The sequence below is a fragment of the Thalassotalea sp. G20_0 genome (assembly GCF_017744175.1).
GTDB lineage: Bacteria > Pseudomonadota > Gammaproteobacteria > Pseudomonadales > Endozoicomonadaceae > Endozoicomonas.
The window spans coordinates 124,109-138,205 of the sequence record NZ_JAGHQV010000012.1; the positions used below are offsets into that span (position 1 = coordinate 124,109).

At 50.7% G+C, this 14,097-nt stretch carries 15 protein-coding genes; 3 read left to right on the plus strand and 12 right to left on the minus strand.

Annotated elements, in window-relative coordinates; translation table 11 throughout:
* Positions 1 to 65: 65 nt before the first annotated feature.
* Positions 66 to 1,163: a DegT/DnrJ/EryC1/StrS family aminotransferase gene (locus J7438_RS09770; RefSeq protein WP_209203839.1), complete on the plus strand. Its 1,098-nt coding sequence runs from the start codon at positions 66 to 68 to the stop codon at positions 1,161 to 1,163.
* A gap of 824 nt (positions 1,164 to 1,987) precedes the next feature.
* Here the strand turns inward: J7438_RS09770 and J7438_RS09775 are convergent.
* From J7438_RS09775 to hutW, 3 genes are all read right to left on the minus strand, one after another.
* On the minus strand, positions 1,988 to 2,869 hold the full coding sequence (locus J7438_RS09775; protein ID WP_209276386.1) for a hypothetical protein: 882 nt from the start codon (positions 2,867 to 2,869) through the stop codon (positions 1,988 to 1,990).
* 219 nt (positions 2,870 to 3,088) lie between these two features.
* Positions 3,089 to 3,589: a heme utilization cystosolic carrier protein HutX gene (hutX, locus tag J7438_RS09780; RefSeq protein ID WP_209276387.1), complete on the minus strand. Its 501-nt coding sequence runs from the start codon at positions 3,587 to 3,589 to the stop codon at positions 3,089 to 3,091.
* Positions 3,586 to 4,965 (minus strand): heme anaerobic degradation radical SAM methyltransferase ChuW/HutW, encoded by a 1,380-nt coding sequence (gene hutW, locus J7438_RS09785; protein WP_209276388.1) that lies wholly within the window; start codon positions 4,963 to 4,965, stop codon positions 3,586 to 3,588. The genes hutX and hutW overlap by 4 nt, the downstream gene beginning before the upstream one ends.
* Before the next feature lie 273 nt (positions 4,966 to 5,238).
* On the opposite strand from hutW, the gene J7438_RS09790 reads away from it, so the two are divergent.
* A complete protein-coding gene (locus J7438_RS09790) occupies positions 5,239 to 6,789 on the plus strand; it encodes an AAA family ATPase (RefSeq protein WP_209276389.1) in 1,551 nt (516 codons plus the stop codon).
* Positions 6,790 to 6,844: 55 nt separating this feature from the next.
* Here J7438_RS09790 and J7438_RS09795 read toward each other — a convergent pair whose 3' ends face one another.
* The 6 genes from J7438_RS09795 to J7438_RS09820 are packed head-to-tail and all read right to left on the minus strand — an operon-like array spanning position 6,845 to position 11,505.
* Complete coding sequence (locus J7438_RS09795) at positions 6,845 to 7,645, minus strand: heme ABC transporter ATP-binding protein (RefSeq protein ID WP_209276390.1); 801 nt, start codon at positions 7,643 to 7,645, stop codon at positions 6,845 to 6,847.
* A gap of 1 nt (position 7,646) precedes the next feature.
* Entirely contained in the window at positions 7,647 to 8,693 is a 1,047-nt protein-coding gene (locus J7438_RS09800) for a FecCD family ABC transporter permease (RefSeq protein ID WP_209276391.1), read from the minus strand.
* Positions 8,683 to 9,597: a heme/hemin ABC transporter substrate-binding protein gene (locus J7438_RS09805; RefSeq protein ID WP_209276392.1), complete on the minus strand. Its 915-nt coding sequence runs from the start codon at positions 9,595 to 9,597 to the stop codon at positions 8,683 to 8,685. Before J7438_RS09805 ends, J7438_RS09800 begins: the two co-directional genes overlap by 11 nt.
* Positions 9,594 to 10,034, minus strand: coding sequence for an ExbD/TolR family protein (locus J7438_RS09810; RefSeq protein ID WP_209203847.1), 441 nt, complete (start codon positions 10,032 to 10,034; stop codon positions 9,594 to 9,596). Before J7438_RS09810 ends, J7438_RS09805 begins: the two co-directional genes overlap by 4 nt.
* Positions 10,031 to 10,786 carry a MotA/TolQ/ExbB proton channel family protein gene (locus J7438_RS09815; RefSeq protein ID WP_209276393.1) on the minus strand — a complete coding sequence of 252 codons (756 nt, stop codon included), beginning with the start codon at positions 10,784 to 10,786 and terminating at the stop codon, positions 10,031 to 10,033. Before J7438_RS09815 ends, J7438_RS09810 begins: the two co-directional genes overlap by 4 nt.
* A 35-nt stretch (positions 10,787 to 10,821) precedes the next feature.
* Entirely contained in the window at positions 10,822 to 11,505 is a 684-nt protein-coding gene (locus J7438_RS09820; protein WP_209276394.1) for an energy transducer TonB, read from the minus strand.
* Positions 11,506 to 11,737: 232 nt separating this feature from the next.
* On the opposite strand from J7438_RS09820, the gene J7438_RS09825 reads away from it, so the two are divergent.
* On the plus strand, positions 11,738 to 12,148 hold the full coding sequence (locus tag J7438_RS09825; RefSeq protein WP_286196509.1) for a thiol-disulfide oxidoreductase DCC family protein: 411 nt from the start codon (positions 11,738 to 11,740) through the stop codon (positions 12,146 to 12,148).
* A 623-nt stretch (positions 12,149 to 12,771) separates the two neighbouring features.
* On the opposite strand, the gene J7438_RS09830 is transcribed toward J7438_RS09825, so the two are convergent.
* The 3 genes from J7438_RS09830 to J7438_RS09840 all read right to left on the minus strand — a co-directional run.
* Entirely contained in the window at positions 12,772 to 12,945 is a 174-nt protein-coding gene (locus J7438_RS09830; RefSeq protein ID WP_209276396.1) for a hypothetical protein, read from the minus strand.
* 102 nt (positions 12,946 to 13,047) lie between these two features.
* Entirely contained in the window at positions 13,048 to 13,335 is a 288-nt protein-coding gene (locus J7438_RS09835; protein ID WP_209276397.1) for a hypothetical protein, read from the minus strand.
* 422 nt (positions 13,336 to 13,757) lie between these two features.
* Positions 13,758 to 14,097 (minus strand): hypothetical protein (locus J7438_RS09840; protein WP_209276398.1); only part of this gene is annotated, 340 nt, incomplete at its 5' end.

The window sequence follows — 14,097 nt, forward strand, 5'->3', positions numbered from 1 at the left end:
AGCCATTAGCGAATAATCGGTACCGTTTTATTGAGTGTAAAAGGGGCACCATGAATCAAAAAAAAATGAATACTATCCCAATGGTGGATGTGCAGGCATGGCACCGCCCAATTCAGGCGCAGTTAGAACAAAAAGCACTGGAAGTATTGCGCAGTGGTCGTTTTATCATGGGGAAAGAAGTGGAGCTTTTTGAACAGGAGGTCGCTCATTACCTTGGAGCCAGGTACGCCATCAGTTGTGCAAATGGTACCGATGCACTTGTTCTTGCCCTCCATGCCGCCGGTATAGGGCCGGGAGATGAGGTATTAACCACGGGTTTTACCTTTTTTTCCACAGCTGAGGCCATTATCCAGGTGGGGGCAACGCCCGTTCTGGTTGATATAGACTCAGAGACATTCAATATTGACCCCCTTGAGCTGGAGCGAAGTATCACTTCCCGTTGCAGGGCGGTGCTGGTTGTCCATCTCTTTGGTTTACCCGCAGCGCTTCGGGAGATTCAGGCCGTCTGTGATCGTCATGGTTTAATCCTGCTGGAAGACTGTGCACAATCCTTTGGCGCTGGTTATCAATCACGAAAAACCGGCAATTTCGGTTTGCTCGGTACTTTCAGTTTTTTCCCCAGTAAAAACCTTGGCGGGTTTGGTGATGGTGGTCTGGTCATTACCAGCGAATTAAAAGTCGCCGAAACGGTACGGATGCTACGAAATCACGGCAGTGCATACCAGTACCACCATGAGTGCCCGGGCTACAACAGTCGTCTGGATGAAATTCAGGCGGCCCTGTTAAGAGTCAAACTGGAGCATATAGAGGTGTTTAATGCTCAGCGACAACAGGTGGCACAATGGTATAGAGAATTCCTGAACGATAGTGAGGTACTCTTTCCTCATGGGCATCAGGAACATATTTATCATCAGTTTACGGTTGTTTTGCCCTCTGGCCGGGATATGGTCAGGAAGCGCCTTGCCGGTGAGGGCATTGCCAGTGCTATTTATTACCCGTTGCCTCTAAATAAGCAAAGGGCATTGGCGGGGAAAGACGGTGAACATGAATTACCCGTATGTGAGCAGTTATCCGAACACTGTCTTTCACTGCCAATATATCCTGGTATGACCAGAAGCCAGACCAAGACCGTTGCCAGCACATTGATTAAAGTGATGCATTAATTATTTAAGCATCTCAGTTATGGCAAGAGAGCCTTTTCGTCAAGTCAAAGCAGACCCTAAGAAATTACCCCCTACTGATCCACCTCCCACGATACCAGAGGCGGCTCGAAAACTTGGAATGGGTCATTAAAAGAAGAACTCTCCAATCCTGGCTGAGACTGAACGGGAGCTTTGCATCTGAGACAAGTGTCCGAATACGATTGGGGATCTATGCAGATGAACCCATCTCCCGGATACGGTGGAGGAGCCATGCTGTTGGGATCAAGGTATGGTGGAGATGATACCGATGGTTGCTCCGAGCTCTGTTGCTTGTCACCAGTGTGGGAGACTGGTTCAGTACAGATGACGATCTGTCGATCCGGAAGTTTCTTGACGCAAGCGCATTTACTAGAGATGCCAATAAAGGTGGCTACAGGACAGGCAAGACTGGCAAAACCAATAGGTAGGCCCATGACGGCATAAGCGATTTGGCCCTTGGATATTAATGCACCCCCCATGGAACCGGCGAAGGCACCGATAGCACCATAGCCACTCGAAATTTTAGCAGGTTCTTTAAGAGCGTGAAAATCACAGCCATAACCGGCCGACCGATGTTCCACTTGTTGTGGCTGTTTGATCACCGGTGGAGTACGATGAGAGACATTCATAAGTCTTATATCCTCAGAATATTAGTTATTTATATCCCACAATTTTTTTATGGCAGTAATGCTGCGGCAAACAGGGGATGAATCTCTTTGACTGAATTATTTTGCAAAAGTTCATTTAGAATTGCTTTTTAATATGATTTCATTTGGTTAACTACTTATCTATTGGCAAAACAGGGATCATTCTGGTGACGCATTTTTTTGTGCTTTGCGTAAGCGGCATTTTCGTGACGCTTCTCTTCTGCGCTCTGCGAAATCAGGATCATTGTGGTAGCGCAGCATTCTGCTCTCCCTTTGGCGCTCCCTTAGGCGCTCTCGGTAAACGGGATTATTCTGGTAGCGTTCCCTGTTTTTCTTCCTTTCGAGTTCTGCATAAACGGGATTTCTGCGAAGCTTTCTTTTGAGCTCCCTTTTGTGTTCTGCGTAAACGGGATCATTGTGGTAGCGCTCTCTTTTGCGATCCCTTTGGCGCTTCCTTTGGCGCTCTGCGTAAGCGGGATCATTTCGGTAACGTTCCCTGCTTTTCTTCCTGATTTGCTCGGCGTAGGAAGGGTCATTTTTGTAGCGCTCCCTTCGGCGCTGTGCATCAGTGCGCGCTTCACGAGGCTCCTTTTCGTGCTCAATGGGTAAGGAGCAACGTTCATCAGACTCATCAACTCTTGCCTGGGCTAAATCGTCTGATGAATGAATTTCATCCCCTAACCCTAACAGAGAATAGATTGAAAACCGTTCATTTTCAGGAATATATACGGGGGCAGGATCATTATTCTGCGATCCTGTTTTTACCGGTAAGTGAAGTGGTTGATCTTCTTCAGTATCGCTATAAGCGATGACTATCGATCTGTTTTCAAACCGGGAATCATTCAATGCCTTGTGAAAAGACTTCGTTGGCTGCTGAAGGTGGTGTTCATTAGTTTTATGAGTACCCATGGCACATAGAATATTTGCTGCTTCTGCTATTTCACGGAAGAAGAGTTGACCCGATGTACCAGATCCAGAAGAAGCGGTATCTTGAAGACAACAAGAAATAGCGTGTGAATCAGAGCAGGCAGGTATATCCATTAGATTATGGAATTATTGAATTCTGCCTTAAGACTGTTCTTTCTTTTAAAAGTTCCTCCCGGACACCATCCTTGCAATATTTGAGTCAACCAGACATTGGGTTTTGCTGCAAATTCGCAGGCTATTCCCGGCCAGCCTCCGGGTGCTGACGGAGGCTTCAGGAGGAAGATCACAGACGCAAGTTTTAAATCCCGGTAATCCTGGTTACCAGGGAGATAATCAGGCGGCAGAGAGTCTCTTCAATGCCTCAAACTTTTCCTGCTGTTCCGGCAAAAAGTTCTGCTCTTTATCCCGACGCAGGTAAACTTTGAACAACATACGGCCCTGTTTGCTCAGGAATTGCACCGAGCGGGTTGCTACACCATGGAAGGGCTTGCTGACCAGGGCGATCACCGCAACATTATCCAGCTTCAGGTGCCCTTTCAGCGGTGTCCGGCGGTCGCTCAGATTGTAATAGCCGAACTTTTCACCCCCTTTCGGGAAATGGCCAACCATTTCAAAAATTGAACCATCCACATCAATCACCAGCGTCAGTTCGCCCCAGGTTTTGATATCCCGCAGGACATCCAGGTAATGGCTGGCATCAATCAATGTCACCATGTCAGCGGGCATGGCCTGAATCACGTCCAGTTCGCTGGCATTGAGCTGGTTAGCTATTTCTGCCGGTAAAATGGCCGGGTTTCCGGTCAGAATATCCTGTACCTGTTGAGCCAGAGTCATGCGGCTTTCTCCGTGTTTTGTCCAGCAAAAGGATGTTGTTCAAGAAAGTTAATCAGGGCCTGGTGCATGGTGACGTTCCAGAATTGCCCGGGCAGCGTCAAATCGAGAATGCCATGGTGAAGGGTGGCCAGGCCATTGTCCTGCCAGGCTTTAAACAGCGGCATGCAGTGCTCGCTCATACCTGCACCAGCAGCGTGGTCAAGCTTGCCGATTTCCAGCCAGCCCCGGTCAAAACCGGAGCCAATGGTTCCCAACAGTGATTTATTACCCGTGGCTTTGCTCATCATCATCAGGGGCTTTTGGCCAGCATCCAGGGCCTCGTAATAGGCGGGCAGCGTTCTCAGGCTCATGGCATTGTGTCCGGCAAAGTTACCACCGGCACCGGAACCAAACGGCATGATTTCGGCACCGGATTTTACCCCGTGGTTGTAGATATTCCGCTCCCGGGTATCCCGTCCCCAGTGGCTGACAGTCAGTCGCCCGACTTTGTGGGCACTGAGGATATCAACTCCCCGGCGAAACATTTCCGCACGCTCCGGTGAGCTGGCCGGCTCGGGCAGGGAGCCTTTGTCAATCGACTGCTTCATCCGGCTGGAACCCAGCAGAATGAGTTGATAAAGATCAACACCATGGGCTTTTGATTGCAGGAAGGTGTGCAGGTCCTGCTCCCAGTCATCCAGGGTTTGGCCCGGCAGACCGAACATCAGGTCTACGACGACGGCTGCATTGTTCAGACTGCTGAAATAGTCGAGCCTTTCCAGCAGAAATTCACCGGAGTCGATCCGGCTCATACGACGGCGGATGGTGGTATTAAAACTCTGTGCCCCCAGGGAGAAGCGGTTAAACCCGGATTCCAGGCAGGCCGCGATTTTGTCGTTATCAAAGCCATGAAAACGGCCTTCAAAGGTCATCTCAACATCGTTGGCCAGTGGCAGGGACTCACGTACTGCATTGCCAAGGCGAATAATCTGCTCCGGGGTCAGGTCAGTGGGGGTCCCGCCGCCAAAATAGACGCCATGGAACAAGCCTCCCTGAGTCCAGGCATCCTGTGCCGACAGGCGGATTTCCCGCTCCAGGTAGTCGACATAGCGGGCAATTTCATCTTTTTTGGTGGTGTTTTGAAAGAAACCACAGTAAGAGCAATGGGTTCTGCAAAAAGGAATATGGATATAGGCCAGTCGCTTACTGTCCGTGAGCAGCTGTGGGTTAGCAGGGCCATCCATCAGTTGCCGGTACACAGCCTGAGTCTGCTCGGCAGGAACCGGAATGGAGCCGCTGTGGGTGTGGGCTGACTTCTTGCCGGTAAAGGCAAACTTCAGTGGATCAGGGGATGATATCCCGGTCAGCTCGGGACCCAGGGTGTGTCTGGCAACCATAATCGGATTGTTCTAACTTACAAAATGAGAATTATTATTATTTTGATTTGTGAGGTGGTGTGCAATTGATACAGATCAACAGATTTCAGGTGAAAAACTTCGGTTTACCACTGTGGGATTGTTGTGGTTACGTGACGGCCATGCAGGCCATTTCCGGGATGTGAATGGTCACCGGAATTACCGCAATCATTGGATTAGTTCATGCCTGTGAAACTTGATCAGGAAAATATTGTCTAAACGCGCAAATCGAACAAAGTTAATAAGGTTAAATTGATGAAGCAGTTCAGGCAGTTTTGTATTTCCTTTTTAGTCTCCTTTATTTTGTGTCCCATTGCCCTGGCAGATGAGACTGCGGTAACACCGGATAAGTTACATATCAGCTATGTCAGGCAATATATGGCAAACAACCGTTTCTTTGATCGTCTTAATGCCCCCGGATATGGGGGGCAACCCATTGAAGTTCAGGTACGGGCAGGCTGGGCTGAGGCAAAACGGCAATATAACTGGGTACTTAAGGAGTATTCTCTGTACGATTCGTTACCCTATCTGGCGTTTTATGTTCCTGCTTTTACTGTTGCTGGAACAGCGCTTTCGTACAAAGGGGCCATTTACGAATTTGTGAGGACCAGCTCGGATTTTACTAACCTGTTAGCTTACGTGTCTTTTACGATGGTCGGCGCATTAATAGTGGCGACATCTGTTCCATTTACCATGAATGTTTATTACGGAATATTTGCGCCAAAGCTGGCCGAGGAGAATTTGATTCTGGCCTATGGTGCCAAGAAGGCATTACTGGATAAACGCACACAATATTACATCGAGGATGAGCTGTTTTACAGTTTCTGGCGAAGCCCTGGCGGCGAAGCACTCAACCGGTTGCAGAAAATTCTGGATAAAGCATTAAGGCTTCCGTTTTACTCCAAAACACTGGTGTATGATGAAGAGAAAATTGAGGAAGCCTTGCAGGACTACCCATCCCACGTAGCCGATCGGTTAAAACGGTTCGTCCATTCTGAGTTGATTTACCAGCAGACCGATGCCTCAATCCATGATAGCCATTACCCGATTTATTTCCTGGGCGCACCCGGTACCGGCAAGACCCATGCAGCCAAACAGCTGGCGGAAGCGATGGGGACGAACCTTGCCATTGTCAATCTCGACGGTGCCACCATTGATGATATCGTCGGAACCCCATTTGAAAGTGCCAATGCCAGGGCCGGCAGAATTCTGGATGCTATTGTTGCCCGTACCGATTCAAGTCAGGATATTAATCACCATAATCAGGTTCTGCTGATTGATGAGTTTGATCGGCTCTTCATCTCCGGAAACGAGAAAAGCAAAGATGTACTTTCGTTTATGTTGAAGCTGCTCGATCCGACCAATCGTTCTTACTACAGTCCCTATTTGAAAACAGAAGTACGTCTGCCTGAGACCATCATTCTTGCCGGTAACCGTGATATTCATGAATTAAGCACCCACGATCCTGAGCTTGAGGCCATTGCCTCCAGACTGGATAAAGTCGTGTTTGACGGTTTCGATACCAGGGCGAAACAGAGAATTGCCTTTGAAACCATGATTCCCAATAAGGAAAGGCGTTATCAGTCGGCGGGTAAGCTTTTTGCCGATTTCACCTTACCACAGAGCGGTCACGACATGATTCAGGACTTTATTGAAACGGATCAAGACCCGGGACTGCGCTCCCTGGAAAAATATATATCCCAGGTATTTGAGAAGTTTGCCCATGGCCTTGCGCCAAAGAGCCTGGTTTCTTCTGGGAATAAGGCGGAACAATGGAACGCAGAGCCGGTGCTGGCAGGAGGGTAACGCTTGTTGTTTGTGGCCTGACGCTGCATCGTCAGGCCATCGCTTAAACGGCCAATTAATGGTTCACAACCAATGGGCAGTGATAGGCCGGGTGCTCAGATACACTGACCTCAATATCGAACACTTGTCCAATAGTTTCCGGGGTCAGAACCTGATGGGGTGTGCCTTCTGCTGCTATCCTGCCATTTCTGAGGATCACAATCCGGTCAGAGTATCGCGCTGCCAGATTCAGGTCGTGCATGATAACCATCACGCCGATACCCTGGTCTGCTTCCTGTCTGGCCATTTTCAGGGTCAGCTGTTGATGGGCCGGGTCCAGTGCCGATGTAGGCTCATCAAGCAACAGGTAGCGCTGGCCATAAGGGCTTTCATCCCAGATCTGAGCCAATACCCGCGCCATATGCACACGCTGGCGTTCACCACCGGAGAGGGTGGTGTAATGACGATCCTTCAAATGTAAGCCATCAACTTTGTTAAGCGCCTCCCGGGTAATCATCAGGTTTTCATCATGGTGACTGGCACAGGGAATGCGGCCAAGCAGAACGACTTCTTCCGCCGTAAAGGGAAAGCTCAATGAGGATGACTGCGGCAACACACCGAGCATCAATGCCTGATGGTTCAATGGCCAGTCACTGCGACCATTAAGCAGCACTTTGCCGCTGGAAGGTTTTCTCTCGCCACTGATGACTTTCATCAAGGTGCTTTTACCGGCACCGTTTGGGCCAAGCACCGATACCACTTCCCGGGGCTTCAGGGTCAGATTAATGTCCTGAAGCAGGTGCCTGTCTCCGATCTGCACCGATACGCCCTGAACTTCCAGCGTGTTTACCGCTGCGCCTTCCTTACCAGAGGCCATATCAGACAATCCTTTTACGTTGCTGCCACAACAGTGACAGGAAGAAAGGGGCACCCATCAGGGCTGTGACAATACCGATGGGAAGTTCTGCCGGGGCGACAATGGTGCGGGAAAGCATATCCGCTACCAGTAACAGAATACCGCCCAGCATGGCCGAGGCTGGCAATAGAATGCGATGGTCCGGGCCAACGGCCAGGCGAATCAGATGAGGCACTACAAGTCCCACAAAACCGATAAACCCACTGACGGAAACGGAAACCCCCACGGCCAGGGCCGTCAGGAAAATCAGGGTCAGCTTGACCTTCTGGACATCAATGCCCAGGTGGCGAGCTTCCGACTCACCCAGCAGCAGCGCGTTAAGCACCAGACCATAACGGCCAAGAATCAGGACCACCGGGATTAGTAGCGTGGCACAGATAATCACCAGGTCCCAGGTAGCACCCCCCAGGCTGCCCATCTGCCAGAAGGTCAGGTTACGCAGCATGGTATCATCCGCGACGTAGTTCAACATCCCCATCCCGGCACCGGCCAGGGCATTGATCGCCACACCGGCCAGCAGCATAGTGGCCACAGAAGTGCCGTTGCTGGTGGTACCGACTTTATACACCAGCCAGGTGGACAGCACCCCGCCAACAAAAGCCAGAATGGAAACGCTGTAGCTTTGCACCAGGGATGGAGCGCCGGCAAACAGCAGACCACCCAGAACAATAGCAATACCCGCACCCAGGGCCGCACCGCTGGAGACACCGACAATACTGGGGTCCGCCAGTGGGTTTCTGAACAGGCCCTGCATGGATGCACCGGCCACCGCCAGTGAGCCACCGACAATCAGTCCCAGCAGTGTTCTGGGTAAACGAATGGACTCAATAATCAGCGCAGACTGGTTGCTGATGGTGCTGTCGGACAAACCCAGCCGGTCAAACAGTATGGTCAGAATATCGCCTGCGGGAATGGGCACAGCGCCCACGCCAATGGACACAATCACCACGACTGGCAGCAGGATTGCCAGTGCGGTTAACAGCAGTGCCCCCTGATGGTTACGACTCATTGGAGGATGGATTACCTTGGTCTAAGTAAAAAGATTTTGCCAGGGACAGTGCAACATCCCCTGTTCTTGGGCCGAGGCCGCCCAGCAGCATATTGCCATCAATGGCAACCACCCGACCATTTTGGCCAGCAGGCGTCTGCTTCAGGATGGGCATCTGCTCCAGCAGTTTTGCCGGTGTCATATCCGGGTTACTGGTTGAGCCCGGAAAAATGATGACCTCGGGCGCCAGCAGCAGCATGGCTTCATTGGACAGTGCCTTGTACCCTTTAAACTGCTCTGCCGCAGGGTTGTATCCCCCTGCCAGACCAATGATCGCATTAGCCGCAGTGCCGGTACCGGCGATGGTTGGGGAGCGCCCGCCCATGGTCAGGACAAACAGGACCGGTACGTTCTTTTCATGCTGTTGCTGATAAGCAGCGGCCATGGCTTGCGCCTCATCCAGGGAGTCTTCGATGTCGTCCCACAGCGCTTCGCCCTGTTCCTCTTTACCAAGAATACCGGCCAGTGACTTGATCTGTTGTTCAATGCTGTCAGCGGTATGTTCCAGGGGCAGGGCTTCCACCGCAACACCGGCACTTTTCAGCTGGGTCAGGGTTGACGTTGGGCCCATGTCTTCAGTACCAATCAGCAGGGTAGGCCCAAGCGCCAGAATCCCCTCAGCAGACAGCTGTTTATGATAGCCGAGCCGGGGCAACTGGTTGACTTCCATGGGCCAGGTGCTGGTCTGGTCAACAGCAATCACCTGATCACCAGCACCCAGGGCATAGATAATCTCGGTCACCCCGTTGCCAGCAGAAACAATGCGTTGATTGTCGTGTGATCCTTGCGCCATTGCAGTGTTGGCACCCATGGCGGCAGAAACAGCCACCAGAGTAGCTAACAGAGGTTTAAACGTTTTCTTCATGGGTCGTCTTTACCATTTTCCTGTTCCATCAGCACCTGCGCAGCGTCAATCTTGTGCTGGCTGAAAAACATCATCAGCTTGACCAGATTGCCCAGGGGGGCATCTTTATCACCGGCAATCAGTACTGTGGTACCGGGAGCTTCTTTAACCTGTTTCAGCAAAGTGGTAGCGAACACTTCCCACTGCTCAAATTTCTGTTCACCAATGGCCCAGGGCTCACCCTGTTCCAGAATACTGACGGTCAGCGTTTTTGGGGCCGTGGTGACCGACGCCTCCTGCTGGGTTGCCTGAGGCAGTTCCACCGGCAGGCTCAGGGTCTGTACATTGGCGGTGAACAGCAGAAACACCATGACGATAAACACCACATCCAGCAGCGGCGTCAGATCTGCCATGGAGAGTGATGCGCTGGTTTCATCAATATCGTTGATGCGAATCATGCCGCTACCGCTCCGGTACGGATGACTTCTGGCTGGCCAGTCTCTGAACTGGCACTACCCTTTACCGTTAAACCCTTAAAGGCGGGTGCTGAAGGTGCAGTGGCTAAACCATCGTCGTCCATCGTCAGGCCTTCCAGCAGCAGGTTAATGTGATTCAGGGCAAACTCCAGTTTCGAGAGATAATGGTTAGCCCAGACTCCAAAACCGTGAGCCGCCGCCAGGGCTGGAATCGCGATGATCAAACCGAACGCCGTGGTGAACATCGCCTGCCACAGACCCGCAGCCAGAATATCCGGAGTAACCGGGCCGGCAACGGCAGCAATATCACGGAACATATCGATCATACCCAGTACGGTACCCAGCAGACCCAGCATAGGGGCCAGCACACCAATCAGCATCAACGGCTTTAGCCAGGCATTCAGGCTGCGCTTCTGCTTCAGCAGCCACAGGCCAGCTACTTCTTCACGCATCGACTTTTCCCAGGTGCTGTGGCTCAGAAGTACCGCAACCCCCTGACAAATCCCTTTGCCCTGGCTAAGATCCTGGCAAAGATTGTCCTTGTTTTGTGCGTGCTTATCGCTGCCACAGCATTGACGCACCTCATTAAACAGTGCGGTCATCCCCTTGCGGTTCATGGAGGGCAGCAGGGCATAGGTCACCAGCCGCTCAAGAATCATGGCCAGTCCAAGGCAAGAGGTGATCAGTAATGGCCAGGCCATGATCCCCAGTGATGCAAGGTGTTCTGTCAACATGGCGTTACCTGCTAAGTATCCAATGGTTTGCTTATTCAACTGATTTCAAATGCGACGGGAATATGCACCCGGGATTTCACAAATTGGCTATTACGCTGCTCAGGTTTGAATGACCAGCGCTTAACGGCATCAATGGCTGCCCTGTCCAGCACGGGGTAGCCGGATGACTCAAGAACATCGACAGTAATGGGATTACCCCGTTCATCAACAATTACATCGAGCATCACCACGCCCTGCTGATTTCTCCGTTGCGCCAGTTTCGGGTAGCGGGGTTGAACCCAGTCACGGATTTTCGGCTCGGTCACCATCACGGGCTCGTTGCTCAGTCCGGGGGACTGGCTTTTCTCAGTCACGGTTTTTTCCATCACCGGCTCAGTCACTTCAGGCCTGGTCTTCTCAACGGGTTTGGGCTTTTCGGTGATTTTTTCCGGTTTTTTCTTTACCGGCTCTGGCTTGGGTGCTTTCTTTTTAAGAACGGGCCTGGCGTTCTCTATCGGTTTCTGGACTACCTTTGGTTCAGGCTCAGATTGTTCCTGAACAACGGGCTCTTTGACCGACGGTTCCGGTTGGCTGACCGTGGCAAAGCTCAGGGAAACCGGTGCCTGGATAGAACCCATATGGATGGTTCTGGGCTCAGATTCCTGGTGGTCCAGCGCAACCACTACGGCCACATGGGCCGCAACGGATATCAGCAATGTAAAGAAAGCTTTTTTAGGCATGACCAGGAACGATAATAGTGTTGAATGACCTAATAACAGCAGCGTAGGTTACTCGAAGCATAAAAGGTGTTCAATAACATGAATGATAATAATTCGCATTGTTTGTGCTAATAAGTAATATCCGCCAATTGTTTGATCTGGCGCACTTTCCGGGCCGTAAAATTGGCAGAAAAACGTTTATTTAAGGTTTCCTGCATTCTCAAAAAATCATTTACCTTCGGTGATCACGGTTATGGTGCTAAAAAGAAAAGAAATATCACTGCCTGTTACGCTTTTCTACGATGGAGAATGCCCGCTTTGCATGCGTGAAGTTGACCATCTGGCTAAAAAGAACCGCAAAGGTCTACTCAAGCTGGTTGATATCAGGCAGGATGGTTTTCAGGAAAAATATCCGGAATTTGACCTTGAAGAACTGGATCGGGTTATTCACGCGAAGTTGGCCGATGGCCGTGTAGTTAAAGGTATGGATGCAACCCTGGCGGCCTGGGAGGCCGTAGGCATGGGGTGTCTGGTCGCCCCCTTACGCTGGCCGGGCGTTGCCTGTATTGCTGATTTTGGCTATGAACTGTTTGCGAAGAACCGTCATGGCTTATCCCGCCGCTTAGGGCCGATACTGGGTAAAAATGAGTGTAATAAACCCTAGGAGGCTGACCTACTGCGTCGACAGCAAATTGGTCTAAAAATCTGCTTTTGTTCGGCAAATAGCCCCGCTATTCACCTCACAAAACCGAATTTTTATCCTCAATTTTCTGCCATCCTCGCTACGGGGTCGCCTAGACGGGCGCTATTCTCGGTCAGCCTCCTGGTGTAGTGCGTTGAAATTTTTAGTGCATATAATTTCCGCCAGTCTCGGAATCGAACCAGTACCCGTTAGCCTGTCTGTCAGATAATCCCAAAATGAGAGACCATGCTGGCGACACGTTTTTTTCAGGCTGGCAAAGGTGTCGCGACTTTGCCGTCCTGCATCGCTGCGCGTCCCGCCGCTGATTTTCCGTTACATGCTCCCTGATCTGACTTTCGCTAAGGTTATTGTGCAGGGGCAAGGTCGCGGGTCATCCAGAACCATGAGCAGCTCTTCTTTGATAACCATCAGACCTCCCAGAGCCTTCTGTAACTCTGTGCTGCTTGTTTGGGTCTGCGTCAGGGCATCGAACCATTGTCGTATTGTATCGGCCCTGTTTTTTGAGCCAGGGTCTTGCGCCACTTTTTCGAGAAGCTATGTTGCTGCAGGCAGTCCAGCGCATCCTGATTAAGAATATATGTCTTCTAAGGCCTGTGCAGCAGTGTTAAAAAGTTTTCTCGACTCTTACTGCCGGTGCTGCCAAACCAGGTAAACAGGTCATTGACGATGACGGTGCAGTAACCATTCTGCCCCATATGTCTTGCTCCGGTGTCGTCTGTCTGCAGATAACGGGAGCAACGTATTCCTGTGGCCAGCAATTCATCTTTTTCAGCATGGAAGGCATCATAGCCTTTGGTTAACAGGTTACTTAGCTGTCCGGCTGAGATGGATACACCGGCATCCCAGAGCCGTTCCAGTAATTAAGGCTGGGTAATGGCGCAGCCATGATGCTGGACCAGCACATAAGCCTGAAGCTGTGGGCCATGATGATGACCATGCAGATTGGCTGGCGGTTTGCCACTGATGGTTTTTCCCTCCGGAGTCAACCATTGCTCAAGCCAGTATCGAATGGTCTTAACCCCAATGAACGGTATAGGGCTCCCGGCCGTGCCTAACAGAACCCTCAGGGATGTCTTCAGGGGCAATAGTCTCTTCTTCAGAGGCCGGAGGGTATTGCGGTTGGGGTCGTTGGCGTGGAGTCGACTCATCAGGTTTGTTCACTTTTCGCTTGTGGTCGTCGCCGGAGCTGCCTTCGGTTTTGTCGTCGGTGTCGTTTTCATCAGGTCCGAAGCCCGGAGTCACTTGGTCATTATCTTCGGGTGGCTTGGTGTTGGGTTTGAGATTGGGCCTGGTATTCAGTTTCTTCAGACGAGTGATCTCGTTCTCAAGTTGTTCGATCCGAGTCTGTTGCTAACAACCAATTCCTGCTGCCCAACGATCTGTTCCTGTAGTTGAGCAATAAACTCAAGCAGGTTAGGTGACAGATCTTCAGTAGGTGGCGTGAACATGGAAGGAAGGTTAGACCAAAGAAGAGAATCTTGCTTCATGTACCGGTTTTTGAGTACTTACGGTATTTACTCAAAATATTAGTTTTTGAGTACATACAAATGCTTGTGTCATGACAACTGGTTTATCCTTGCAGGAACTCTTCAAGCCAGCCATGGTGGTTGTTGACCCGTTCTGACCCGGTCGCAAATAAATCAAAATCCGGCGACAATAAATCAGAATCAGAATCCGATTCCCAAATGTCAATGTCAATTCCGTTCAGTCCAAGAGGGTCTTCTTTTCTGCATTCCAAGGCTGAATGCCAGGCGTTTTGTGTCTGTTTATCCACATCATAATAGTTGATCTTTTGGAGAACACTCATTAACTGCGGAAGTATCATCTCTTTCCGATAGGGTTCCAATAGTTCAAGTTCTCTATTCCCCAATATCGGAAAACGATCCAGCTCTTCCATTGCCGCTTCAAAG